This is a genomic window from Sulfuriroseicoccus oceanibius (genome assembly GCF_010681825.2).
Taxonomy (GTDB): Bacteria; Verrucomicrobiota; Verrucomicrobiia; order Verrucomicrobiales; family SLCJ01; genus Sulfuriroseicoccus; species Sulfuriroseicoccus oceanibius.
This window is the reverse complement of the sequence record NZ_CP066776.1, coordinates 2,787,780-2,814,083: the sequence shown is the minus strand read 5'-3', so window position 1 is coordinate 2,814,083 and position 26,304 is coordinate 2,787,780. Positions and strand designations below refer to the sequence as shown.

Below are 26,304 nucleotides of genomic sequence, written 5' to 3'. Positions count from 1 at the left end.
TTGGTCGCGGATTCTTTAGCGTGTGAGAAGTTATGGACTATTTGAATTTTTGTCGTCAGCGCTCGGGCGGGCTTCCGCGTAATGTTGCGAAGGTTTGTTTGATTGTCGCTGCTTGTTTCGGATTTGCAAGCTGCGGATCGGAGTCTGCGGATGTTAAAGTGGAGGGGCCCGTGGAAGAGGCTCCTGTTACTGAGGTGGGTGCGGGCGATTTCTCGTTGGATCGTGAATGGGTACGCGCGACGCTTGAAGGGAACCGCGAAAAGTTAAGTAATATTCGTGAATCGCTGACGGTAGTGCGGCGTGAGGTTGTCAGTGCGAAGGAGATGGGGAATGAGGTGTCGCTTGACGGAATGCGCGATGAGATCCTGTTGCTGATTGATTCCCATGCTGCCGACCTGGAAGAGATCCAGGCCAGTGTGGCTCAGATGCGGACGGTTTTGGCGAATGATGGAGAGGGCCGTTAGGTACGGTTTTTAGGAAGCGATTTTTTGTTCAAGGCGAGGGATTACCCGTTATGGCTCAGACTGCAGAGGGGATGAACGTCAATGATGGTGACGGTCGGCTGGTTGGTTGGCTTGAGCGGGTGATCGCTCTTTGGATCGCGGCCCAGATCGCCGGAGTGACGTTTTTCTTCGGGGGCGCGCTGAACACGGGCAAGGGGATGGTGTTCTCAACCTGGATGTTGGCCGGGTTGGCGGTGTGGTTTTCTTTGTGGTGGGTTTGTTTACCAGAGGGGCGGCGCGTGATCCGTCCGGTGGGCTTTTTGTTTGTGCCCTGGCTGGCGTTCCTTGCGGTCAGTAATTGGGTGATCACACCGGCACCTTGGGTGGGCAGGCTTGAGTTGTTTGCCTTTTGCCACGCGGCGGTTTTGTTTTTTGTAGTGGTACACGCCGTGCGTTCGGCTCGCGCTCGGTGGATTTTGGTAGGAGGTGTTTTGGGGCTTGGGTTGGCGGCATTGGGTGTAGCGGTCTACCAAGGGTACGTGGATACAGGATGGCACCCGGCTGGCGGGCGCGTATGGGAGCAGTACGCCGGACGTTCGGTGGGATTCTTTGGTAACCCGAACAGCTTGGCGGCATTGATGTTGCTGCTTATTCCCGCTCCGCTGTATTTGGCGCTCGACACCCGCCGAGGCTTGACCGTGCGGGTTCTGGGGGGCGCGCAGGTGTTGGCTTTTTTCTGGTGTCACGTGCTGACGGTGAGTCGCGGCGGGGTGTTGGCAATTTTGCCGATGTTGGTGTTGGGTGGTTTCTTGTTTTGTTCCGGGTGGAAGAGGCGAGTGGGCGTGGCGGCGTTGTTGTTGGTCGTTTATGGGCTGGTGTTTTTTGGGCAGTCGACGATGAACGAGCGGGTGGGTGGTCGTTTTGCCGGAATGATGGAGGCGAAGGGTGAAAGTAGTCGTCAGTTGCTGTATCCAGCCGCTTGGAAGTTGTTTCTTAATGAACCCATCGCCGGCAATGGTGTGGGGAGCTTTCCGGTGCTGTGGGATGAACTGGTGCCGGTCAACAACGCAAGAGAAGCCAAGTATGCGCACTCTGACTATCTGCAGACGCTGGCGGATGAGGGCGTGATTGGGTTTGTTTTGCTCTACGGGCCGCTGTTTGGGTTGTTGGTGTTTGGACTGATCCGTGTGATGCGGGAGCGGGATGATTTTTCGGGAGCCCGGATGTGGTTGGCGATTGCGGTGGTGGGGCTTTGTGGGTTTGCCGCGCACAATGCGGTGGACTTCTTGATGAAGATTCCGTCGTTGTTGTTTCTGCAGTTTGTGATGCTGGCTTGGATTGCCTCTGTGTTCTTCAAGCGCGAGGTGGTTTTGGATGATGCCAGTGGGGCACGGGTGATGATGGTGGTGTGTGCGGCCTTGGTGGCGAGCTGGGGGCTTGCTGTGGTGCGGCCTGTTTTTGAGGTCGAGCGGATGACCTATGGAGCTGACAACCGGATCTATCATTTAAAGAGCGAATTGTCGGCAGGAGAACCGCTGGACGGGGAGTTGCTGCAAGAGGCATCCGACGAATACGCAGCGGCTTTGTTGTTGGACGAGCGTTACGTGCCTGCCTGGGCGGGCTGGGGAAAGGCGAAACTGCTTTTTCGACATCTTCATCCGAAGGCGACCCCTCGTGTTGTGGATGATGCGGTGGCTGATTTTGATACGGCAATGGAGCTTGGCCGGCCGACGTGGAGACAGTGGGCCGATCGCGGCGATGCCTTGGCCGTGATGCCGTCACGATATGGCGAGGCGGTTGCGAGTTATCAAAAGGCGCTCGGGTTGGCACCGGAGCATTCGATCTTGTGGATTCGTTATGCGAACCTGTTGATCCGCAATCCGGCGGCCTATCCTCAGGCAATGGCGGCGTTGCAGCGTGCGCTTGAGATTGACCCAGGCAACGAGCAGGTGATCGCGACGATGGAGCAGTGGCGGCAGATTGCCGAAGGCACCGTGCAGAGGCAGTAGCCCGGATCGGGTGAAGATTCCTGAGGATTTTTCGCGACAAGGCGAAGCGAATCATGCGATTGGATGTGGGCACTCATCGAGCCCTGTGTTCCCGGATTGGAGCGTGGGCAGCGATGCGTGTTAGCAGAACACACAAATGACATCCTCAATCGATTTCGAAATTGATGACGACGGCCGCATGTGGCGTCGTGGAGAACCCTCGGAGTGGATCCGGGTCGAACAGTCCGGTATTCATGGCAGCGGTGTTTTTGCCGCCAAGGATATTCCGGCGGGCACCCCGATCGTTGAGTATCTTGGGGAGATCATCGATAAGGATGAGGCTGAGCGGCGAGGGCTCGAGCAAATGGAGGTGGCGCGTGAGACCGGTGATGCGGCGGTGTACGTTTTTATCATCAATGATGACTATGATATCGACGGCAACTTTGAGTGGAATGTGGCGCGGTTGATCAATCATTCGTGCGATCCCAACTGCGAGAGTGCAATCGATGAGGACGACAGAATTTGGGTGTCGGCATTGCGTGATATTAAGAAAGGGGAGGAGCTGGGGTTTGATTACGGCTTCGATCTCGACCACTACCTTGATCATCCGTGTTATTGCGGGAAGGATGGGTGCGTGGGGTACATCGTTGGCCGGGATTATTGGGACGAGTTGTTGAAGAAGGAGAAGGCGCGGCTGGAGAAAGCGAAGAAGCGGAAGGCCAAGCGCGCCCGCAAGGGGAAGAAGAGATAGAAGAGGTGTGATGAAATGTCCCTTCAGGGCAGGGGCATTTTGGATATGGACCAGGGACTGGGTCCCAGGCTGGTATGAGATGTGCCGTTGGCACGGTGGAAGGTGGCTGCGCCTCGAGCGCAGTCCCGCGAGGTAGTGTGCCAAAGCTTCTGCAAAAAGGGTCATGATGATTGATTAGGTTTTTAACAAAACAAGAACCCCTAATCGTCACACCATGACCCCACGACCAGATAAGACCACAACGCCGCAGTTGAAAAGTATTCTTGCCGAGCAGGAAGATTTTCTGAGGCCGTTGGTTCAGAAATTGATGCAGGAGATGCTCGAAGAAGAAATGAACGAGACACTCCAGGCGGTAAAATCAGAACGCAGCGACAGACGCCGAGGTTATCGCAGCGGCAGTTATCAACGCAGTCTCCTGACACGGGTAGGAAGGATCGAGCTGCGCGTCCCTCAAGATCGCGACGGACTCTTCAGCACCGAGATCTTCGATCGCTATCAACGCAGCGAGAAGGCTTTGGTAAGCACCCTGATCGAAATGTACGTGCAGGGCGTCTCGACACGTAAAGTCGCGCAGATCACCGAGGAGCTCTGCGGTCACCGAGTTAGCGCCAGTGTGGTAAGCAGGCTGAACAAAACGTTGAATGAAGAGCTTGAGAACTTCGCCCGACGCAAGCTCAGCCATGCCTATCCCTATCTCATCCTGGACGCCCGGTACGAAAAGGTTCGAGAGAACGGCGTGGTGCGCAGCCAGGCTGTGTTGATCGCCATTGGCATCAGTTGGGATGGCCGACGGGAGGTCCTTGCTACCGAGCTCGATCAAAGGGAAAGCGGAAGTAGCTGGAAGAACTTCCTACTTCAACTCAAGCAACGCGGACTGACGGGTGTTGAGTTCTGCGTGACTGATAACCATGCCGGCCTGCGGCGAGCTATCAGCGAAGTGCTTCCCGAGGCGCTGTGGCAACGCTGCTACGTCCACTTCCTTCGCAACGCTCTTGATCATCTACCTCGCAAGCATGACGACGACTGCTGCACCGAGCGGCGCTGGATCTATGACCGTCGAGACATCAATGAAGCGCGTCAGGATCTGCGGGCATGGTTGGCGAAGTGGGGAGGCAAATACCACAAGCTCTGTGACTGGGTCGAAAGTGAGATCGAAGAAACGCTCACCTTTTATCGACTTCCCAGAGAGCATCACAAGCATCTCAAAAGCACGAATATGCTCGAGCGACTCAATGAGGAGATTAAGCGTCGTACGCACATTATCCGAACCTTCCCCAACCAGGCTGCAGCCCAACGCTTAATCCGGGCTGTCACGCATCAAGTCCATGAGCAGTGGATCGATCAACACCGCTACCTGAACATGGATCACCTCAAAGAAGCCCAAAAGCTCAGCCTCACTTCAAATCAAACGTCCGCAGCCTGATCATCATCCTTCAAAGTCCTTTTTGCAGAACTTGACGTACATAACCTCCCGCGAACGCGGGATCGGACGGATCGGGCGGTCGCGGGACGACGCCGGAGGCGCGGCCTGCGGTGGGTTCGCGGGAGCGCTGCGGGCACGGCAAAAAAAAATGGCCGCGCCGGATAGGGGTCCGACGCGGCCATTTGGGGTGATTAGGCTTTGGCCAACTCGACCTCGTGAGGCTTTGGAATTCGGTTGCCGTAGCGGTGAACGGTTTCACTGACGGCTTGCTCCTTGGTCCAGAAGATCAACTCAAGGCGGCCATTGGCGAGGATTGGCTGGTCGACCACATTGAAGTGGTGCGAGTTTGCGGCTTGCCAGACTTCGGTTGGAACGCTCCACGGGATACGCACCACATCGAACTTCTCCTTGCCGGCGGCGAGGCGCTTGGCCAGGTCGTCGGCGGTTTCGATGATGGTTTCGTAGCCGAGTGCGTCAGCCAGAGCCGATGGTGCGGACAGGCTGATTTGCAATGGCACATCGGTGATTGCAGCGGCCAGCGCAGCTCCAGCGATGTAGGTTGGATCATCATCTTCCACGCGGATCAGCACGCCGTTGGTCAGCGGGCGGTAGCGGAAGTGGTTGGTTTCACCGAGGAGTTGCGATGGGTCGTGCTCCTGGCTGAACTCTGTCTTCCATGCCTCGGTGTAGCTGTGGGCCGCGGCTTCGACGATGGCAACCGATTCGGTATCGGTGATCCAGCGGCGGATGGTCTGAAGGATCTCGCTGGTTTCGTTGCTGAGCTCGGTGCGTGTGGATGGCAGAGCGACCTGTTCCCAGCGGCAGAGCGTGAGGGTGTAGTTCGGGCCGCCTGCTTTGGTGCCGGGGCCGAAGACCGAGTTCTTCCAGCCGCCGAATGGCTGGCGGTTGACGATCGCGCCAGTGGTGCTGCGGTTGATGTAGGCATTGCCGACTTCCACTTTTTCGCGCCAAATTGCGATCTCGCGTGGGTCGAGCGAGTGGATTCCGCCGGTGAGTCCGAACTGCGAATCATTCTGGACCGCGATGGCTTCCTCAAGCGATTCGACGCGGATCAATCCGAGCACCGGACCGAAGCACTCGGTGCGGTGGTACCACGAGCCTGGCTTGACGCCGGTGCGGATGCCTGGTGACCAGAGGCATGGGTTGTTGTCCACCATCGTCGGTTCGAGCAACCATTCTTCGCCGTCCTTAAGCGAGTGGAGGGCTTCCGACAAGTTCTCCTCAGGAGCTTGGATCACCGGGGTGACGACCGAAGCGGGATCCCAAGCGGAGCCCACTGCGAGTGATTCCGCGGCATCCTTGAGCTGCTGCATGAAGATTGGGTTGTCGTAAACTTCGGCTTCGATAATGGCGATCGATGCGGCCGAGCACTTCTGGCCGGCGTTACCAAACGCGGAACGCACCAAGTCCTTGACCGCGAGATCGAGGTCGGCTGCTCCGGTGATGATCAGAGAGTTCTTGCCGGATGTCTCAGCGTACAGGTTGAGCTCTGGCTTCCAAGATTGGAAGAGCTTGGCGGTGTCGAATGCGCCGGTGAGGATCACGCCTGCGGTCTTTTCGCTGGTGATCAGGCGCTTGCCGATCTCGTTGTCCGGAGCCGGAACGAACTGCAAGACGTCCTTAGGAATGCCAGCCTTCCACAGAAGTTGGGCGAGCACCCATCCGCAAAGCACGGCCTGTGGGGCTGGCTTGAGGATCACGGTGTTACCTGCCATCAGTGCAGCGAGCACACCACCGCATGGGATGGCGAATGGGAAGTTCCATGGTGGAGCGACGACGAACGTGCCGAGTGGCTGTGCTTCGACGTCGGAGTGGTTGACCAGCGCGTCGAAACTGCGGGCATAGTAGGTGGCGAAGTCGATGGCCTCCGAGATCTCCGGATCTGCCTCGACGATGGACTTTCCGCCGTCGAGAGTCATTGCGGCGAGGATTTCTCCACGTTCGGCGGCAATCAGAGCGGCTGCTTTGTCGAGCAGCGCCTTGCGTTCGTCGATGCTGGTTTTGCTCCAGTCGGCGAATGCGCGCTCCGAGACGTCGAGGGCATTGTTGACGTCGCTCATCTTGGCCAGGGCGTAGCGGTAGGCGACCACGCCCGGGCGTGATGGGTCGCTGCCGGTGCCGCGGAAATCGTAGCCGATTTCCTCACCATCGATGACCACAGGGATCTGCTCAGGCTCTGCGGCGAGGCGGCGCTCACGGCAGTCGTGGATCCAGGTGCGGTTGGCTGGAACGGTCCAGTCCGTGTCCGGCTCGTTGATGAATGGTTGGCCGGGCAGGCAGGCAGGCACGCGCTGGTCGGCTTGTGAGCGGTCCTGATCACGATATGGGGTGTCGCGCACGGTGTCCTTGTCGCGGCAGGCGTCGAGGAAGCGCTTCTTCTGTTTGTCCCAGGTATCCGATCCGACTTTCAGAGCGAAGAGATCGCGCAGGAAGTTTTCTTCCGCGGTGTTTTCGTCGAGTCGGCGCACGAGATAGGCGATGGCCGAGTGGAAGTCGTGCTTCGAGACGATCGGAGCGTAGAGCAGCATGCCGCCGGAAGCGTCTTGGACCACTTTTGCCTGGCTGTTGGCCATGCCTTCGAGCATTTCGAACTCCACGCGGTCGGTTACGCCGTGGCGCTCGCGAAGGACCATGGCGTAGGAGATGTCGAACAAGTTGTGCGATGCCACACCGATGCGGACTGCGGCTGCGTTCTCAGGCTGCACGGCAAACTCGACCATGCGCTTGAAGTTCGAGTCCGAGTCATGCTTGCTGTGGTATGGAGCCACTTCCCAGCCGTGGAGGTCGGCTTCGACTTCTTCCATGGCGAGGTTGGCGCCTTTGACGAGTCGCACCTTGATGCCGGCACCACCATTGGCGACGCGTTTTTTCGCCCATTCGGTCAGCTGCTGCTGCACTTTGTAGGAGTCCGGGAGGTAGGCTTGGAGCACGATTCCGGCTTCCAGCGACTTGAACTCATCTTCATCCAGCGTGCGCATGAAGGCGGCGGTGGTGAGTTGCAGGTCGCGGTATTCTTCCATGTCCAGGTTGACGAACTTGGCGCGCTTCTTGCCATTTTCGTCCTGGTATGGGTTGGCAATTGCCTCGCGGTAGAGCTTGCGCAGGTTGATCTGAACGCGCTCGATGGTGTGGTCGAAGGCCAGCAGGTTGAGCTGCGAGAAGACGTTGGAAAGCTTGACCGAGATGTAGGTGATGCGTGGGTCGCGCAGGAGTTCCAGATTGCCCTCCAGACGGTGGGCGGCTTCGGCCTCGCCAAGGATGGCTTCACCGAGCAGGTTCACGTTGATGCGAACGCCATTGGCGGTGCGGCGGTCGATGTGAGGATAGAGCTTCTCCTTCTCTGCCGGCAGAATCACGGTGCTGCTCTCCTTGCGCATCTGCTCGGTGACCATTGGCATGACCAACTGAGGGAACAGCGCCGAGGCGGCCGCACCCATTTTCATTGCCAGTTGGGAAATCTTCGGCAGGTATTGCGGCACCCCGTACTGGTCGATCAAATAACGGAATTGATCCGCGCATCGCACTGGCGAGGTCGAGCGGAAAACCTGGTCCGCCATCGTAAGCGTCATCGCTTTGCCCATGGGGTCGTCCATCATGCCCCCGATCTGAACTGCGTCCCGTTTTTCACGGGCGGTCTTATGATTTGCGGCTTCGTTCAAGAGTTCGGCAGCAACATCGATGGCGATATTAGGCAAATCCGATTCAGCAACGGTGCGCAGATCAACGTTGGCAAGGGCTTTCATAGGGCGATAACAATTCGGTACGGGGTAGTGCAAAAAAATGCGCGCCATGGCATCACCTAATGCCCGCGCAAGCCGAACTGTTTCACTATTCAGGGTGGGGGGTGCAACTGATAAATTTCACGTCGAATGATTTTCTTTCGTGTGCTGTAACTCGCGCAAAATCACTGACCTGTAAGATAGTTTTGAGCTGAATTAGAGGGGGGCATCCGGCAGTCCCTGCGGGCGGTAGTGGATAATTTGCCGTGTATGAATCATTCTTTGAAATTTTGGCAGGGGAGTGACATGGTTGCGCCGCTATGAGCTCCACATTATTGACCAACTGTCACTTGGTGTCGCCGGACGTCGAACTTGAGAACGCCGCGGTGTTGATTGAGAACGGAAAGATCGCTGCAGTGATCGAAGCGGGCGGCGATTTGCCGGCTGCCGATGAAACATTTGATGCCGCTGGCCGCATGGTGGTGCCGGGCTTCATCGATATTCACACCCACGGTGCTAATGGTGCCGACGCTTCGAACGGAAGCGAAGAACAAGTCCGCATCATGGCCGAGGCCAAGGTGCGCGAAGGGGTGACCTCCTTTTGCCCGACCACGCTGACCCTTCCTCAGGAGCAGTTGGTGGGAATCATGGAAGGTATCGCCGGATACCAGGCCAACCAGGACTGGGCCAAGGCGCCTAAGGTCCACATCGAAGGACCATACATCAACCCGAACTGCACAGGTGCTCAGAACCCGGCGTTCGTGCGCGACCCGGATGCAGCCGAGCTTCTCGAGCTACACAAGATCGCTCCGGTTGGCGTGGTTTCGGTGGCAATCGAGATGCCGAATGGCGTGGAGTTCGTCGCGGCGATGAAAGAAGCCGGAATCGCGACATCGGCTGCGCACACCGCGGCAACCTTCGAAGATTTCTCCAAAGCCAAAGAGGCTGGCCTCAACCACCTGACGCACTTCTGCAACCAGATGACACCACTCCACCATCGCGAAATCGGAATGGTGGGTGCCGGCTTGGTCGACGATGAGATCAAGATCGAGCTGATTTCCGACAAGATCCACCTTTGCCCGGACATGCTGCGTCTGGTGTGGAAGCTCAAGCCGGTGGATCAGTTGATGATCATCACCGACTCAATGTCCGCGTCGTGGTTGCCTGATGGCGAGTACGATCTCGGTGGTCTGGCCGTGCACGTGAAGGACAACTCGGCTCGTCTGGGTAACGGCGCGCTCGCCGGTAGCACCGTGCGCTTCTACGAGTGCTTCAAGAACACACTCGAAGTCACCGGCCTGCCAGCCAGCGAAGTGGTCAAAGCCACGTCGTGGAACCAGGCTCAGTCGCTCGGTTTCGAAGGTGTTGGTAAGATCGAGTCTGGCTTCCAGGCGGATATCGCTGTTCTCGGCGGCGAGACCTTCCAGCCGGAAGCGGTTTGGGTCGACGGCGTGCGCAAGGTCTAATTGCGCGGCGTAGCCGATCTTCCCAGAGTTTGCTCTGGATGAATTTTCACCACCCGGGATGCTTTTCCCGGGTGGTGATTTTTTTGTGTCTATCGGGGCACCGGGGGGGGAGTTGAGGAAAGGTTGTTCCGGTCGTTCCTATAACAGTTTGGTGGTGCTAACCGGGGCAGGGCGGGGCTATTCGCCCACTCGCAACCTGAAGAAGATCCTTCCGGCTTCCTGATAGAGAGAGCTGGCTTGGATGGTCACGAGCTTTGATCCGTCGGGGAGCGAGACTTCACTCACCGGTTCGACATGGCTGGCACCGGACTCCCAGTTTTCCATGTCGGTAGAGACTTCGGTTACGAGTGTTGTGGTGCCGAGCTCCGCGGCGCGGGTGAATTGGAACTGGTAGCCGCCGGGGGCATCGGAATTCGCGATCAAAAGTGTGCGGGTGGAAACCGGCTCGGTGGATGAGTTCGGATCCAAACCGAGAGCAAATGCGACCTCATTGGTGCTTCCCGTGGAGCCGAAGGATCCATTGCCGTCGCGTTGTCCGGACCTGCGCTTCATCGCCCATTCGCGAAACACAGCGTTGCCATGCCATGCGGGAGGAGTGGTGGGAGTGGCATCGAGCGTGACGACCTCAAATGCAGCGAGGGTGAGTGTGATGGACTCGTTGATGCCGTGGTATGAGGCTGGTTGTGCGGCGTCCTCGATCCACGGGCTTTTGAGATAGTAGCCGACGGATGCCCCCGTAGTGGGCAGTTCGAAAACATCCTGTAATGTAAAGGTAATGGATTGCGCGTTGTTGGATGGGTTGCGCAAGGTGAGAACTCCCTGGTCGGGCTGCCACGCTGCCCATCCGTAGACTTCGGCATTGCCGGGGTTGCCGCCGATCCAATGAGTGTCACTGAGTGTCGCAGTGTTTTCGCGGGACCATTTCACGGCCTCAGCCAGGCTGTGCCAGTCTCCTTCGTTGAGGCGGATCGGGTTGATGTAGAGTTCTTGAATGTTGGTTCCGCTGCCGAAGTACGCGCGCACATCGGATTTGAACGAGGCGGAGTTGAAGTCCGAGTCATTCGCATGCTGGTAGTTAGCCCAGACGACTCCGTGAAGCATGATCGAATTGAGAGGGTAGAGCGGGGCGCGCTGCACCACGTTTTTGTAGCATTCGTGATCGCGGTAGGTGATCCATCTTTCGTGGTTGTTACCCGCGCCCGTAAAGCCCATGTCAGAGCCGGCGCGCCAGATGCTGTCGGCCGACCACAGCCAATACGGAGATGGCCAAGAGCCCACAGTCAGGTTGATGAAGAGGTCATTCTGTGAGCGCCGCAGCTCGCGGGTCAATTTCCGCATGGCTTCGATGTCGGCGAAGTATTCACTGCCGGCACCACTGGCCCCGTTGCCAGCTCCGATACCATCGAACTTGAAGTAGGAGAAGCTGTAGTCGCGGACCATTTGCAGGCAGCGGTTGCGGAAGGCTTCATAGTAATTCGGGCCGGATAGAGAGAATCCGTTGGCGTTGGTTTCGAATGCCGGATCCTGGCTCGCGCCGTAAGCGATGCGCTGGCTTTTGGCGGGATCGTATCCTCCGAATGGAGATAGCCAGGCCCCGAGCTTCACGCCGTGCGAGGCTGCAAGTGATTCCATGGGGGTGAACTGATTGGGGAATGTGATGTCGTTGAATTCCCACAGGGAGTTCCAGTTGTCCCAGCCGTCATCGAAAACAAATGCGGCATACGGCTCATTGAATGGAGCGATGAAATGATCGATGTGCCCTTGCATCGAGGTCAAGGTGTTGGCTTCTGTCATTGTCGATCCGCTGCCATCGTTCCACGAGACGTCGAGCCAGGAATTGTAATGCAGGAACTGGCGGTAGGCGTGGGCGCGTTCGCGTTCTGTATAACAAAGGAATGAGCGGCGTAACTGACCGGGAACCACCACTCCGTAGACCGATGAGTAGGTGGCGCTGTTGCCCGGGGAAATGGTTTGCTCGCCGGTGACCGTAGCTACGATCGTACTGCCGGTGGTGAGTGTGACGGATCCGTAGGAGTTGGATCCGGACTCGGTGACGTCGATGTTGGCGCGGACCGAATAGCTCTTGGTGGGCGAGTAGTCGCTGAGGGTTACTGTGTAGCTGTTGTTGTTGTTTGGTAGGCCTGCGTAACCGAAATGGTTGTCCGATGAGGTGGCGACTCCGTCCTCCAGCAACGTGACTCCGTTGATATTGAGTCTGTGCGGGCCGGACTCGTAATTGAACGAAATGGTGAGGTTGCCTTCTGCTGCGTAAGGCGTGATGTCGAAGTCCACATTAGTGGGGCCATATCGGACACCGTCTGGTTCATCGACAGACCAAGTGCCGATCTGCCGTCCGGAGTGTGCCGTGTTTCCGTACTGTGAGGATGGGTGCTCAAAGGCGATGAAGAAGTCGTCGGAAACCTGAGGGGAGCCATCGACAGTGCCAATCGTGCTGAAGGATCCGTCGTCTGCGGCGTCGGTTGTCAGGTCGAGTGACCAGCTCTGGAGACTACCGCCATCGGCACTGTAACTGTCGGCGATCTCCAAGGTCCATGTGCCTGAGGCCGTTTTTCCGATTAGAGAATCGAGGTCGCCCTCGGGGCGGAAGGTGCCGGTGAATGGTGGGGATGCAGAAGTGATCGAGCTTCCGGCGGACTGATCGAAGGTGGTGTTGGTGTAGTCGTCTCCACTGGTTCCGTTGTTGGATGACAAGGAGACGCGTGTGCCATCCGGGTGGATGAGAGTGATGCTGAGGTCGCCGACCCACGTGTGGTTGATGTCGAGGGTGACATTGGCGTCGGTGAGATTGCCGGCGCCGGATGGCACGGTGATGGAACTGGTGATCGTCGGGGTGCCGGTGCTGGATATTTCAACCGGAGTGTCGACCGCCGAATGGCTGCCGGATGCCGTGGTGGGCTGGGGAAGCTCGAGCAGAGTGATTCTGTTGGTTGTGAGCGATGTTCCGTCGATGCTGCTGACCTCGATCTGAGGGCGGATGTAATGGGAGCCGTCGCGAAGATCTGCAGTCCAGAGTACTTTCAGATTGTGCTCTGGCGCCTGGAATTCCGCCACGATCGATTGTCCGGGCAATCGTTCCGCGTAGCGCGCTGCGGATGGATCGGTGGTCAATGTGCCTACCGAGGGTGGGACCGTCGCCGTCATTTCCGATGCGGCAACCCGAGCCCCGTCCGAAAGCTCCACGATGAAGAGCTCGGCGGAGGAAGGGGAGGAGAACAACTCTCCGCTATAGTGATTGGTAATCGAGTTCAGGCGCCATGTGCCGGAAGCTGTGCTCCAGCGTGCGGAGATCGCCTCATTGCTCAATGCGGCCTCCGTGGATGACGCGGTGGCAATTGCCGAGCCAGGTTGTACGGCCGCGGGAAGGTATGGGGTCGAGGCTCCGGCCAATGGGGCGATTATTAGACCCAGGGCAAGGCGGATCAGAGTGGAGGTCTGGGTGCGGAGCATATGCGTCGGCGTGGCAAAAAACGGAGCGTAGTTATGCTGGATACCGACGAGGCTTCATTGCTGACTGAAATGTGGCCGGACTCGTGCCCACGCTCGATCTGAATACAAAAAACGCCCCGTGGCCGATCGAATCAGCCACGGGGCGCAATGGGAGAGCGTGGGGGTTATTCTACGAGGAAAACCTCGCCGAACGAATCGGTGCCGCCGTCGCTGCGGACGACGACGCGCAGCACGCAGCTATTGTTGGCCTGGGTGCCTTCTGGGATCTTGAGACGATAGAAGTTCTGCACGTGCTGGAGACCGGTCGATCCGTCGTGCTTGTCGATTGCCACTTCGTTGCCATCGGCGATGACCGCGGCCGACTGAATGTCGAGGCGGTGCTTGCCGCGGGTGTAGAGGAAGGTCACGCCTTTGAGGGTCTTGAGTTTGGCGGTTGGAAGTTGCCACTCAATGGTCGTCCATTCCGTGCCGATTTGGTCTGGTGTCCAGCGGCCGACGACTTCGCGGTCGTCGCCACCTGCGTTCGGCAGTGGCTTGCTGTAGGCCTTCTGCACCGCCTCGGCTGCGGCGAGGGCAGGGTTGGCATAGGGCTCTACCGGTGAGAGGCCGAGTGATTTCACCCATGCGGCTTCCCACTGTGCGCGGTTGAAGCTTTCACCGGTCCACATGGCTTCGAGTTGCTTTTGCATCCGTGGCGCATAGAAGTCGCGGATCAACCCCGACCACAAACGGCATGAGTAGTCGTTGATCGGCGGCCCCCAAATAGTGACCAACTGGCGGGCACTGCGTTCCCAATCGTTCTTTTCCTCTGCGCTGCCATCGTGGCTGCGGGCGAAGTCGATCCACGATGCCATCCGCAGGTAGCTGTGGGATTCGAGCAAGCGGTCGGCTTCGAGCAAAAGCTCGATGGCTTGTTCGCCCGCTTCCTTGGATTCCTCGATCATGCCCATGGTGAAGCGACTTTGCGCGAGGATGAACCATTCATCCGCCCGCATGCCAAGTGCTTGTGCTGCCATTTCAATGGCGTCGTCGCGGTAGTTCGCGTTGGCGTGCAGTTCATCGGCAACTGAGAGGAACTTCTGGATACCGGCGACAAAGGCATCGCTGCGGTGGGCGGTGCCACGGTTGAACGCGCCCTTTTGCCAGCCGTAGTGCGGGTGGTCAGTGAAGCTGCTGTAGACGCTGCGGCGCAGCTCCATCCATGCGTCGATGGCTGTCTGCGAGCCGGTTTGGTAGCGGTTTTCAACGTAAGCCGGCAGCCAGGTATCGATACCGATTGCATCTTTGGACCATGAGCTGTCGCTCATGACTTCGTAGATCACCTCGTTGTTTTCCAACGCCTCACCGGAGATAGTGAAGCCGACGAGGTTGCCCTTGTCCGGGCTGGCAAGCACCTTGGCAGCCTGGCTGGCGTAGAAGTCGATCTTGCCGACGTAGGCGGTTTTTCCACCCATGTTTGGCACGAAGCCCATCGCCCAGGTCTTGCCATGGAACGCATCGAAGTAGTCCCAGCCCGGGTTGTAGTCGTGGGCGTAGTCGAGGATGAACAACTTGTCGTCCGGTACGTCTTGCAACAGGGCGCCCATGGTTTCGTTGTTCCAGATGTAGCGCTGGTACGAGAACATCCAGCCCTGAAGCACCCAGACCGCATCCGGGATGGCGCTGGTGATGGCTTTGTAGGTGGCGCCGCCGTAGCCGCGCAGTAGCTCGGTTGGCGGCGTGCCGGTTTTTGGCAACTTCATTTCATTGAAGCTGTCGACGAGGATGTAGCGAGCATCGCCGAACTCCTTTTGCCATTCGGTGAGGTAGCGCTTCATGATTTTGGCGAATGCCGGGGTGTCCGGCATCATGACGACCGGGCGTTGGCCCTGGCCGAATCCGGCTTCCCACGAGGTCTTGTGCAATTCCGCATCGGGGAAAACGCGGGAGATCTCCTCGGGTACGAACCCGGCGAATGCCTGAACCACCGGCTCCATGCCGAGTTCGCGCATGCGTTTGAGGATCTTGTGTTGCAGTGCGATCTGATCGCGGTGCCAGGCGGCGGTGAGCGTTCCTCCCACATTCTGGATGTTGCCCATGCGCTGCCATGGAAGGTGGGCAGGTCCGGTGTAGAAGCGGTCGATTTCTTCCTGTTTCAAGCCGAGACCCAGCCAGACCTTGGTGGCGATGGCTTCGGTGGCGACCGGTGCCATGGCCATGTTGAAGCCGTGCATTGCCTGCCAGTCGAGTTCTTGCTCCCAGCGCTCCCATGTCCAGTACGGGAACGTGTAGCCAGCGGTCACCACATTGTAGCTGTGGCGGATTTTGAACGGACAAACCTGACGCGTCGGCTCGGCGACTGGCCATTGCTCCGGAATATTCAAGCGAGCGCCTGCCCAACCAACGGTGCCGAGTTTCTTCGCGCGGAGGTAATCATAAACGCCGCGGCACATCGCCACCTGGCTGCTTCCTTTGACGGTCAGCTTTTCAGGAGTTGCGCTGTACTCGTAGACATCCTGTCCGTTTTCCTGCGGGATCGGGGCGAGTTCAATGCGGGCTGCCGCTTCTTCGCCAAGCGTGCGTTTGAGTACTCCTTTGGTCGCGTCGAGGGCAGGGGACGCTGCGGGTAGTGCACCAAGCGTCATCAGCGTGCAAAGTGTGATCCAGGTGAGGCGGCGCATTGGCGCCCATAGAGGCTTGGTAAGGTTCATCGTGTCTTCGGTTTGGTTCGCCCATTGGGGGAGATGGGCATGCGTGATGTGCAGTCCACCATACCAGAGGCGGGGGATTGCTGACCAAATCAGAACAAAAAGAAACGCCCTCATCCTGCGGATTGGCGAAGAATGAGGGCGGGATGTTGAGCTGTGAATCGTATTGTCCTCGATGTGGCTACTTGCGGCGGCGCAGGATCACGGCAAGCCCCGCCAGACTGAGGAGCATGGAGGCCGATGGCTCGGGAATGCGATCGCCATCAAATGAAATTTCCGTCAGCCCCCATTTGTCGCCGGCTTGGGTGGTCCCATCGAAGGCGAGTTTCACGTAGCGGGCTTCAGCTGCGGACGAGCCGGTGTTGTTGGTGACGGCTCCGTTGCCACCGTTAAGTGCGTAGTTGGCTCCGGCCCCGTATGTCACGTTGTCATTACTGTAGGAAATTGTAACGCTTCCTGGCTGTCCGAGATTAAAAGGAGTCCATGCGTATCCAGTGATCACCACGTCGTTGACAGAGTAGGCGCCTCCCAGGTCAAAGATGATCGTCGCCGGCAGAGGGGCTGGGTTCCATGCGACCATGCTGTTAATCCCGCCGTTGTCGGTGACCGGGTTGGTGCCATTGTAGACCACCCCGTCGTTGAGATCGCCGGCTGAGAATGGTGTGTTGGCTTGGTTGAGTGTGGTTCCCGCCAGATCGTCCAGGTAAAGTCCGCCACCACCGGAGAAGCCCGGGGCAATGTCGTAGCTGTAGGTGGTGTCTACGATGGTTGCCGCGCTGCCGAATGTGAGAGATCCCAGGGACAGGGCTGTCAGTACTGCGGTTGCTTTCATGGTTGGCAATGGAAGTTGCTAGAGCTTTATCTCGCCGACGATGGGCGCCTAGATTGAACGGGATACGATTTAATAGATAAGCGTTGGTTATTTAAAGAAAAAAAAGCCCCGTCCAATCAAAGATTGGGCGGGGGCTAATGGTTTGCGCGGCGGTGTGGTTGGCTATTACTTGCGGCGGCGCAGGATCATCGCGAGACCACCGAGACCAAGAAGCGCAGCCGAGCTCGGCTCGGGGACTTTGCCAACGTTGTCGCCGATGAATGCGAATTCAGCGGCACTCACGCGGTCGCCGCCGCCGATGCCGGCTTCGCCGAAGAAGTTGTCGGTGACGGTGATGCGAAGACGGTCGGCGTTGATGCCACCCAGATCCGCGGTGCTGGCGAAGTTGTTTTCGGTGGTGGTGAAGTTGACGTCTGTTAAAGACCCTCCCAGAAAGTCACCAATCCCGTATTCGATGTTTACAGTTCTGATGTTGTTGCCGTTGCCGGCGCCTTCATCGAAGTCGTAGCTCCAGTTGTAAAAGGTATCCAGGGTGTATCCCTGATCGAACACGATTTCGAAAACGACGGTCTCTAGTGTACTCGCGAAGAAATCGCTGCCACCTCCGCCAGGGTCTGTGGTGGTCCATGCGTTGCCCGGAGCGGAGAAGACGGGGTTGGCGTGGGTGACGAAGTCGATGTTGTCGACGGTTAATGGCTCGGAAAGTCCGCTGCCATCAATGAGGGCCGATTCGTCGTCCAGCCCGGCCAGACCGCTATCAGGATTGGTTCCGGTGTAGGTGATGCTGGTGGGGGTGATCACCATGGCCGCGTGACTGGCACCGAGCATACCGAGTCCGAGCGCGATTGCGTGGGGTATTTTTGTTCTCATGTTGGATTGTTGTTGTTCGTTGAGAGTCCGGAACAGGCTGTGATCGGCACTCAAGGGGAATACCGATGATGGTTTGGATCTGACGCAATTTGTTGAGATTTTGGTGGTTATAAAAAAAATCCCCTGCCCGGGTGTGTTCCGGACAGGGGATATTATTTGTTTGTAATGAGGGAATGGCTTACTTGCGGCGACGCAGGATCAGCGCAAGACCACCGAGGCCGAGCAGTGCCGTGGAGCTTGGCTCAGGGACTGCCGCGACGTCGCCGACGAAGGCGAACTCGGCCGCGCTGACGCGGTCACCACCGCCTCGGCCTGGCTCGCCGAAGAAGTTGTCGGTGACGGTGATGCGGAGACGGTCGGCATTGATGCCTCCCAGAGCAGCGGTGCTGGCCAGGTTGTTGGTTGTGGTGGTGAAGGTAACGCCGGTGAGGGTTCCACCGAGGAAATCACCAATGCCATACTCGATGTTCACGGTCTTGATGTTGTTGCCGTTTCCGGAACCTTCATCGAAGTCATAGCTCCAGTTGTAAAAGGTATCGAGGGCGTATGTGTTGTCGAGGGTTACTTCAAAGATGACGGTGCCAGGGCTGCTCGCGAAGAAGTCGCTGCTGGCTCCACCTGGGTCGTTGGTTGTCCAAGCGTTTCCAGGTGATGAGAAGATCGGATTCGCGTGGGTGACGGTGTCGATGTTGGCAACGGTGAGGGCTGCGGAAAGACCGCTGCCGTCGATGAGGGCGGCCTCGTTGTCGAGGCCGGTAATGCCGCTGTCAGGATTGGTTCCAGTGTAGGAGATGCTGGTTGGTTGGATGACGACAGCCGCATTGGCAGCTGCAACCATGCCCAAGCCCAGCGCGAGAGCGCAGGTGGTTTTCATTTTCATTGGTTGATTGAGGTTCATTTCGTAACGAGTCGGAGGGTTAGATTGATTCGACTCGGAGTAGATACGGGGAATGCAGAAAACCTGACGTTGTTTTTTTTTAAAACGGAAAAGGGGTGAGTGATGATTGCAGCGTGCTCCGGGATAGGATGGTTGGACGGTTGAGCTGGACAAAAAAAATCCCCCGCCCAGCGACTGGCCGGACGGGAGATTTGATTGGTGAAGATGCCTTGAACAGAGGGACTTTTTCCTAGTGGACTGTTACTTGCGGCGGCGCAGGATCAGCGCGAGCGATCCGAGGCCGAGCAATGCTGTTGAGCTAGGCTCCGGGACGGCATTGAGGCTTTCCAGACGCACGTTGTCGAAGAAGACTGTGGATTCGCCGTTCGCGCTAGACGATGTGCCCGTACCAATGATGGCACCGGCGTTACGCAGACCTACTTGATAGATGCCGGTGGTGTCAGGAGTGAACTCGACGAAGTAGTCGACGAAGCTGCCGCTTTGGTTTGCTACCACGAAGTTGTTTTGGGCTTCGAGCACGGAGAACCCTTGGTTGAAGAAAGCGAGCGCGACATTGGCGTCGTTTTTGCTGACGTTTGCTGACTGGGCGACTGCGGCCGTGAGGCGGTAGGTGATGCCTGCTTCGAGTGTGACCGACTGGTAGACGGAGTCGATACCGGATGCATCATTGGCAATGTACATTGCCTTGTCGCCGTCGTTGTTGGCGATGGTCCAGAACCCGCTGGAGACTGTGATGGCTTGTCCGACGGCTCCACTGTTGAACGACCACCATCCGCTGAGGGGATCTCCGTTGGTGCCGCTGAGGGGGGCTTCGAGCGATGCGTCGGTCAGTGCGATGGTCGCTGCGTGCGCGCTTGTTGCGAGTGTCAGTGCAAGCGCAGTTGCTGACAGGGTTGCTTTCATGTTCATAGTGATTCGGTTTGTGTTGTGCGGAACCATGGACGCTCAGTTTGCTCGGTGCAATGCCGGTCTGCGTCGAATGCGGACTGTTTTCTTTAAGAAAACAAGCTCCGTCGACAGGATGGTCGGCGGAGCTCGGTGGAAGTGTGGAGTTAGCGTACTTTCTTCGCGTTGCGGTAGGGACGGTCGATGAAGATCAACTCGTCGCTATTTCTGAGGATGTGGTGTTCGATCAGCTTGCGCTTTTCGGTGCCGGCGGGCGGGATGATGACGGTGAGGATGCCGTCATCGACCGACCAGCGGGCTTTGCTGAAGAGGTTGGTTTCTTTGCCGTTGTAGGTGTAGACGACGGTGCCATCGGGGCGGAATTCGCGTTGGTGGACGTTGTTATCATGGTGGTACTCCCAAGCTCCGATGAAATCGTCGGCGGTGGCGTTGACGGCGTGGCCTTCTTCGAACAGAACGATGCCCTTGGAGTCGGGCGAGAACTTGGTGGCGGACGGGCGGCTTGGGCTGACGGTGAGTTTCAGTTCCCACTGCCGGCCTTTCAGGTTGATCTGGTCAGGGACGTAGAACTCGAAGGTGTTGTTGTGGGTATTGTGGAGCTCGCCGCTGGAGCCTTGGTGTGTGTCAGAGGCGACGACTTCGCCATCCACCAGAAGCTCCGCCTGATGGATGAGAATCACGTCGAGCCCGCTCATCCATTTGACCACGGCGCGGTAGTCGCCGCTGCGCCAGACGAGGTGGGAGACGTCAAAGTACATCTCTGTCGGCTCCGAGTCGTTGGTCACTTCGGCGGTGGAGAACTGCCACGGGAATTCTCGGCTTGGGACGCTGCGGATGTATTCATCCCTGAAGAACGGGACCGATTCGATCGGAATGTTCAGTTTGCCACCATGCAGCACTGCGTGGTTTTCAAAGACCCTCACCGGTGTGGCGTCATTTTTGGCGTAGACGTCGACTTCACCGCTGAAAACACCGATTTCGACCGGGGAGAGTTCATCGTGAATGTTGACTGCGAACTCGGTTCCCAGATCGATGACTTTGCCTTGGCTGTGATGGACCGTGAATCCCTCGGCCCCCTTGGGGACGTCTGCGACCAATCGGCCGTTGGTCATGAAGGCTTCGTTTGGACCGGTGACGTTGAGCTCGGCGGGTCCTTCGATCAATGCGCGCACACCGCTGGCAAATGTGACCTCCATGAGTCCGGCGCCCCACTTGATTGGTGGGTCGGAGGCTTTGAGTCCGATATTTTTTGGTGGCACTCCGTCGTTCCAGCGCACGCCGACCATGCTGGTAATGTTTGCCGCCACGGTGTTGGCGTCGGTTGCCTTTTTGGCGGTAGTGCTGCTGGAGCTGCTTGCGAAGGTGGGGGCCTCAGGGGCGTAGATTTGTTTTCCGATGAAAAGGCCAGTCACCAGCAGGGCTGCCGCTGCGGCTGGAACGCGTAGGGATCTGGCAAAACGAGCGAGTCTGGCGCTGAGTGGGGCGGGAAGTTGATTGCCCATCATTGCCTGACCGAGAGGGGAGCCGGCGTAATTGCGCAGTGCGGAATCGAGTCCAGCGAGATCCAGATAGTAACGCAGCGCGTCTTCATCCTGGAGGAGTTGTTCCAGGTGGGCGAGTTGCTGGGCGTCGATGGTTTGATCCAGTGCACGGTCGACCAGAGTGCGCAGTTCCTTGGGTGGCTGGTAGTTCATGGACGGTGGTGGGAGAGCTTGCGTTGAATGCAGTCGCGCAATGTGGAGCGGATGCGTGATACCATTTTGTGGATGGTGTTGATCGATTTTCCTACGGTGTTGGCGTGGCGGGTGAGGACACCGTGGCTGGAGGCGTAGCGGGCCATGACCAGGCGTTGATGCGCTGGCGTAAGTTCCTTCAAGCAGTCGTCGAGCGCTTCCAGGCGTTCGTGTTCATTGCTGTAGTGGTTGGCTGCGGCTGCGGCGAGTGTTTGGGTCATGGCTTCGCTGAAAACGACTTCGCCGCGGCGGATTGAGTCGCGCCGCCAGGCCATGGTTTTGAAATACGCCACCTTGTAGGCCCACGCTTTGAAGTTGGTGCCTTGTTGGAAGTCGTCGCGGTTGGTCCAGAGAAAGACCTGGGTTTCCTGGACGATGTCCTCGGCGGCTTCGCTCGAGCGGGTGAGCGACGTGACGTAGGCCAACAGCGCAGGGCGGAGCTCTTCGATACGCAAAGTGACCCCTTGGTCATCCAAGTGATCACCTGTGCTTTCTTCGGGTTGGTTGGATTGAGCCGCCATGGGATGCGCGTAGTCGGGGGGAGAACATACCCGCCGACCACGAAAGCTGACAGAGTTTCCATATACAATCGCATTCTTTTCGAGTTGCTCCACGCTGGGATCCGGCGCATCACAGATGGAGACAATGATGGCAGGCGCGAACCAACCGATAGGAATTCTTGACTCAGGCGTCGGCGGCTTGTCCGTCGTTCGGGAAATCCAGCGTCTGCTGCCGGCGGAGGAGCTGCTTTACGTTGGAGATTCCGCGTGGTGTCCGTACGGAACGAAATCGGCTGAGGAGATCCAACGCCGCGTCTTTGCTATTGCCGATGCGTTGATTGGTCGTGGCTGCAAGATGCTGGTGATCGCGTGCAACTCGGCGACGATTGCCGCAGTGGAAGCATTGCGTGTGGCGTATCCGTTGCCGATTGTCGGGATGGAGCCGGGCGTGCGACCGGCGGTTGAGCGGACGAGTTCGGGGGTGGTCGGTGTGTTTGCCACCGAGGCGTCGATCCGGGGGGAGAAGTTTCACCGATTGCTGGATCATCACGCGGACAAGGTGCGGGTGATCACCAAGCCGTGTCCGGAGTTTGTCGAGTTGGTGGAAGCCGGCGAGTTGGTTGGCGAACGCGCGGTGACCGTGGTGCGCTCGTATGTGGATCCGATGCTGGAGGAAGGGGTGGACGTGTTGGTGCTTGGCTGCACGCACTATCCGTTCTTGCGCCCGTTGATTGAAGCTGCAGCCGGCGATGCGGCCGATGTGATCGACACCGGAGCCGCCGTGGCGCGTCAGGTTCAGCGCAGGCTGGAAGGCGAGGGCTTGTTGGTTGTGTCTCCGTCCCGAGGCGGGTTGCGCGTTTTTACCACAGGCGATGTGGCGCATTGGCAAGAGCTCGCCCCGCGCTTGCTGCATGACGATGTGGAGGTGGAGTCGATTGCGATCGAGGAGAATTAGGCTCGTCTCGAATGGCACTGCATCATGGTGTCTTGCCGTGTTGAGAGCGGCCATCGGGCGGGGAGCTGCGCTTTGGCGGAACCGCACGCTCGGCCGAGAGAATGGGGGCGGGCGTACCCTGGGGTGGCGCTCGCCGGAGGCTCGCTGACCCCAGGCTGTTATGAGACTCGCTTTTAGCGAGATCGTGGCGACGTTGTCGCTTGATTCAGTGCCCGTTACCTCTTCTGCTGCATCAGAACGAAGGGAGTCACCACGAGTGCGGTGAACTTTTCATCGGTGCCTTCCCACTGCATGGCATGGAGGCTACCGATCTTCACCAGATCGCCATTGCCGAGCCAGTTGGCGACGGTTTCGGTGTCGTCGTCGCCCAGAGCCTTGGCTACGTCCTTGAGTTCCAAGGATGGATCGACCCATAACAGCGCCTCGTTTTTGTAGTGGGGCTCGAGGTAGCTCCAATCGACCTCGCCGGTGTACTTTGCGACTTTTTCTTCGAATGGCATGTCGTCTTCCCCGAGGAGTCCGTACTTCATCGGTTCCGGGGTATTGTTGCTCTGTTGGTCACTCATGGGATTGTGAAATCTTGGGTGTGCTAGGGGCGGCAATCGTGCCGATCATGGCGACAAGCGCTGGATTGACCAGTCGTTGGTCTCAGTCGATTCGCGGGTGTATTGAAAGCGGTCATGGAGGCGGGCCGCTCCGCCTTGCCAGAATTCGATCTCTTCCGGAACCACGCGGTAGCCGCCCCAGAAGTCGGGCAGCGGCACTTTGCCTTCTTTGAACTTACGCCCGATCTCAGCCAGCTTCATTTCGAGGAACTTCCGCGTCGGGATGGCCTGACTCTGAGCCGATACCCACGCTCCCAACTGGCTGCTGCGCGGCCGGCTCGAGAAGTACTTCAGCGATTCCGCGGTGGAAATCTTTTCCGCACGCCCGACGACGATGACCTGGCGCTCCAGCGTGACCCATGGGAAAAGCAACGAGACCTGCGCGTTCTGCTCGATCTCCTTTGCCTTGCGGCTGGTGTAGTTGGTGAAAAACACAAAGCCGTTGGTGTCGAAATACTTCAGCAAGACCGTGCGCAACGACGGGCGGCCATTCGCGTCCGCTGTCGCCAGTGACATCGCGTTCGGCTCCGGATAGTCGGCGTCGGTCGCTTGCTTGAACCAGAACGCAAACTGCTCGAATGGATCGGCAGGCATTTCGTCTTCGTGTAGTCCGCCTTTGAGGTACTCGCGGCGGTAGTCGGAAAGGTCCATTTCGCTCATGATGAAGTGTTCTGGTTTACTGGTTTGAAGTTTTCAGACCCAGGCGTGATGAACATTTAACCACGTCCCTCTTGTGAATCCTGTCTAAAAATCAGATCCGTCTCCGTGCTACAGATTCGCCAGTGCGCGGACGCTGTCCTGGATCAGCTTTGGCCCTTTGAAGATGAATCCGCTGTAGATCTGAACCATTGCAGCGCCTGCCTGGATCTTCTCTACCGCGTCTTCCGGACGGGTGATGCCACCCACGCCGATGATCGGGATTTCCGGGTCCAGGCGGTCGCGCAGCTTGCGGATGATCGCGGTGCTGAGGTCACGCACCGGGGCGCCGGAGAGTCCGCCCGTTTCGCTGGCGTGCGGCATGCCCTCGACGGTGTCGCGGGAGATGGTCGTGTTGGTGGCGATCACGCAGTCGATGTCGACGTCTTTGAAAACCTTGGCCATCGAGGCGAGTTGATCGTCGTCCAGGTCCGGAGCGATCTTGACGGCAATCGGCGTGTACTTGCCGGTTTTGTCGGCGATCTTCTTTTGCTCGTCCTTGAGTGGAGCGAGCAGCGAAGTCAATGCCTCGGCGGATTGGAGGTCGCGCAGGCCCGGGGTGTTGGGCGACGAGAAGTTCACCGTGATGTAGTCCGCGGTGTCGGCAGCGGCGCGGAAGCAGTAGAGGTAATCGTCCACGGCGTTTTCGTTCGGCGTGACTTTGTTTTTGCCGATGTTGATGCCGAGGATGCCCTTGTAGCGGCGGGCGCGGGCGCGTGGGAGCGCGGCGTCGATGCCGTCGTTGTTAAAGCCCATGCGGTTGATGATGCCTTCCGCTTCGATGATGCGGAACAAACGCGGCGCGTCATTACCAGGCTGGGGCTTCGGTGTGAGTGTGCCGATTTCGATCGCGCCAAAGCCGAGCCCACCGAGTGCGTCGATCGCTACGCCGTCTTTGTCGAGACCTGCGCCAAGACCTACCGCGTTGGGGAACGTGAGACCCATGCACTTCACCGGTTTGCCGGGAGGCGTGGCATTGCCCGTCAGACCGACGCTTTGCAGGGAGCTGAGCATCTTCATCGAGAAATGGTGCGCGTCCTCCGCATCCATCTTGAAGAGCTGCTTGCGGGAAAAAGGGTAGAGCTTGGCGGAAAGTGCGGCAATGGCGCCAAAAGAAAGGTCGGACATGATCGTGCGTGGGTATGGTCTTGCGGTCAATGTATCGGGGCGACCGCACGATGCTAGTAAAGTTTGCGCGTGTGCTCGTCTTCGCCCCGCCGGAACCATGGAACGCCGCACAATTGTGAGGAGGGGTCGTCCTGATCGCATCCGCTCCGATAAGGATTTGGATGAGGATAACGATAAGGAGCGCGGTTCCGGGCAGCTGCGAATGAAGGATCATTGCAGGCCGCCGGAGATCTTTGTCCTTATCGGGTTCTTTATCTTTATCCGCATTGCCCCTCTAGAGCGGCGGTCTCCAGCACCCCTGCAGGATGCGATTGTATCTCTGGCCGGTATTCCCAGGGTGACGTCGCCGGAGGCTCCGTTCACCCTGGGCTGTGTTGCGGCTCCCTTGCAGGGAGCGGTTTGCGGAGGTGGCACGTGGGCTTGGGTCACGCGTGATTGTCTGTATGCCGGCTCGATATCGATATCCTCATCGATATCGGTATCGAAATGCCTCCGCGTGCGGTGGACGCCTTTCTACACCGCATTCGTTCCGATTCGGATTTGGATAATGAGCACGCGGAGGGCAGATGGCGTGGAGCGTGCGCGCTGTGGGCAGATGAAAGTCAGCTCGCTGCGCTCGGCGTGGTTTTGATGGCCGGGTACAATCCGGCGGGATCCAGATTGTGCGGTACGCGCGGCTGCATCGCGGAGCGATGGGTTACCGGTTAGCCAGAGGTTTTAACCTCTGGAGTGGGGACCGAGGAGCGATCGCGCCGAAGGTGCGGTTTATCGGCTGGCGAGATGTCGCTGACAGGGTAAACCGTCCCTTGCGGGACGATGCCTTGATTTACGGATTCCACCTGCGGTTAAAACCGCAGGCTAGCCGGTAAAGCGTCGCGCTGCGACGGGTAGGGAACGCTGATGGTGGGCGGAGAGCTGAGCGCGGCGTTGATGCGTCATTGCGCGTACGACGGTCTCCGTCTCGCTATCGGTATCGGAATTTCTCTCGTGTAGCGGACGCCATTCTTTATCGCATTCGCTCCGAGTAGGATTTGGACAAGGATAAAGATAACGAAGTGGGAAGCCGGAGGCCCGGGCGCTGAGGGTAGGCGAAAGTCAGCTCGCTGCGCACGGAGTGGTTTGGATGGCCGGGTACAATCCGGCGGTCCGAAGGGATCCGCGTTTGGCGGTGGGTCCGGCGGCATCGCGGAGCGATGGATTACCGGTTAGCCAGAG

The 26,304-nt window shown here is 58.3% G+C and carries 18 protein-coding genes; 6 read left to right on the top strand and 12 right to left on the bottom strand.

Annotated features, from left to right (window positions below; translation table 11 throughout):
* The first annotated feature begins 32 nt into the window (after nt 1-32).
* The 4 genes from G3M56_RS11340 (at nt 33) to G3M56_RS11325 (ending at nt 4,605) form a co-directional block, all read left to right on the top strand.
* Nucleotides 33-464: a hypothetical protein gene (locus G3M56_RS11340; RefSeq protein ID WP_164363606.1), complete on the top strand. Its 432-nt coding sequence runs from the start codon at nt 33-35 to the stop codon at nt 462-464.
* Between the two features lie 50 nt (nt 465-514).
* Nucleotides 515-2,452 (top strand): O-antigen ligase family protein, encoded by a 1,938-nt coding sequence (locus G3M56_RS11335; RefSeq protein WP_164363605.1) that lies wholly within the window; start codon nt 515-517, stop codon nt 2,450-2,452.
* Between the two features lie 136 nt (nt 2,453-2,588).
* Nucleotides 2,589-3,182 carry an SET domain-containing protein gene (locus tag G3M56_RS11330; RefSeq protein ID WP_235203413.1) on the top strand — a complete coding sequence of 198 codons (594 nt, stop codon included), beginning with the start codon at nt 2,589-2,591 and terminating at the stop codon, nt 3,180-3,182.
* Between the two features lie 214 nt (nt 3,183-3,396).
* The gene (locus tag G3M56_RS11325; protein ID WP_235203411.1) at nt 3,397-4,605 is read left to right on the top strand and encodes an IS256 family transposase; all 1,209 of its coding nucleotides are present in this window, start codon (nt 3,397-3,399) and stop codon (nt 4,603-4,605) included.
* A gap of 191 nt (nt 4,606-4,796) precedes the next feature.
* Here the strand turns inward: G3M56_RS11325 and G3M56_RS11320 are convergent, their stop codons facing one another.
* A complete protein-coding gene (locus G3M56_RS11320; protein ID WP_164365065.1) occupies nt 4,797-8,369 on the bottom strand; it encodes a bifunctional proline dehydrogenase/L-glutamate gamma-semialdehyde dehydrogenase in 3,573 nt (1,190 codons plus the stop codon).
* A 296-nt stretch (nt 8,370-8,665) separates the two neighbouring features.
* On the opposite strand from G3M56_RS11320, the gene nagA reads away from it, so the two are divergent.
* Nucleotides 8,666-9,811 (top strand): N-acetylglucosamine-6-phosphate deacetylase, encoded by a 1,146-nt coding sequence (gene nagA, locus G3M56_RS11315; RefSeq protein ID WP_164365066.1) that lies wholly within the window; start codon nt 8,666-8,668, stop codon nt 9,809-9,811.
* 177 nt (nt 9,812-9,988) lie between these two features.
* Here nagA and G3M56_RS11310 read toward each other — a convergent pair whose 3' ends face one another.
* From G3M56_RS11310 to G3M56_RS11275, 8 genes are all read right to left on the bottom strand, one after another.
* A complete protein-coding gene (locus tag G3M56_RS11310; RefSeq protein ID WP_164365067.1) occupies nt 9,989-13,279 on the bottom strand; it encodes a proprotein convertase P-domain-containing protein in 3,291 nt (1,096 codons plus the stop codon).
* Between the two features lie 164 nt (nt 13,280-13,443).
* A complete protein-coding gene (locus G3M56_RS11305; RefSeq protein WP_164365068.1) occupies nt 13,444-15,969 on the bottom strand; it encodes an alpha-N-acetylglucosaminidase in 2,526 nt (841 codons plus the stop codon).
* Between the two features lie 178 nt (nt 15,970-16,147).
* On the bottom strand, nt 16,148-16,798 hold the full coding sequence (locus G3M56_RS11300) for a discoidin domain-containing protein (protein ID WP_164365110.1): 651 nt from the start codon (nt 16,796-16,798) through the stop codon (nt 16,148-16,150).
* Nucleotides 16,799-16,963: 165 nt separating this feature from the next.
* Nucleotides 16,964-17,668, bottom strand: a complete 705-nt coding sequence (locus G3M56_RS11295; RefSeq protein ID WP_235203410.1) for a PEP-CTERM sorting domain-containing protein — start codon at nt 17,666-17,668, stop codon at nt 16,964-16,966.
* A 178-nt stretch (nt 17,669-17,846) separates the two neighbouring features.
* On the bottom strand, nt 17,847-18,548 hold the full coding sequence (locus G3M56_RS11290; protein WP_235203409.1) for a PEP-CTERM sorting domain-containing protein: 702 nt from the start codon (nt 18,546-18,548) through the stop codon (nt 17,847-17,849).
* A 258-nt stretch (nt 18,549-18,806) separates the two neighbouring features.
* Entirely contained in the window at nt 18,807-19,475 is a 669-nt protein-coding gene (locus G3M56_RS11285; RefSeq protein WP_235203408.1) for a PEP-CTERM sorting domain-containing protein, read from the bottom strand.
* Between the two features lie 143 nt (nt 19,476-19,618).
* Entirely contained in the window at nt 19,619-21,166 is a 1,548-nt protein-coding gene (locus G3M56_RS11280) for a FecR domain-containing protein (protein ID WP_164365069.1), read from the bottom strand.
* Entirely contained in the window at nt 21,163-21,726 is a 564-nt protein-coding gene (locus G3M56_RS11275) for a sigma-70 family RNA polymerase sigma factor (protein ID WP_164365070.1), read from the bottom strand. The genes G3M56_RS11280 and G3M56_RS11275 overlap by 4 nt, the downstream gene beginning before the upstream one ends.
* 127 nt (nt 21,727-21,853) lie before the next feature.
* On the opposite strand from G3M56_RS11275, the gene murI reads away from it, so the two are divergent.
* Complete coding sequence (gene murI, locus G3M56_RS11270; protein ID WP_164365111.1) at nt 21,854-22,660, top strand: glutamate racemase; 807 nt, start codon at nt 21,854-21,856, stop codon at nt 22,658-22,660.
* A 215-nt stretch (nt 22,661-22,875) separates the two neighbouring features.
* Here the strand turns inward: murI and G3M56_RS11265 are convergent, their stop codons facing one another.
* From G3M56_RS11265 to G3M56_RS11255, 3 genes are all read right to left on the bottom strand, one after another.
* Nucleotides 22,876-23,226 (bottom strand): DUF2288 family protein, encoded by a 351-nt coding sequence (locus G3M56_RS11265; RefSeq protein ID WP_164365071.1) that lies wholly within the window; start codon nt 23,224-23,226, stop codon nt 22,876-22,878.
* 45 nt (nt 23,227-23,271) lie between these two features.
* Complete coding sequence (gene pdxH, locus G3M56_RS11260; protein ID WP_164365112.1) at nt 23,272-23,916, bottom strand: pyridoxamine 5'-phosphate oxidase; 645 nt, start codon at nt 23,914-23,916, stop codon at nt 23,272-23,274.
* A 117-nt stretch (nt 23,917-24,033) separates the two neighbouring features.
* Nucleotides 24,034-25,089 (bottom strand): quinone-dependent dihydroorotate dehydrogenase, encoded by a 1,056-nt coding sequence (locus tag G3M56_RS11255; RefSeq protein WP_164365072.1) that lies wholly within the window; start codon nt 25,087-25,089, stop codon nt 24,034-24,036.
* Nucleotides 25,090-26,304: the final 1,215 nt, after the last annotated feature.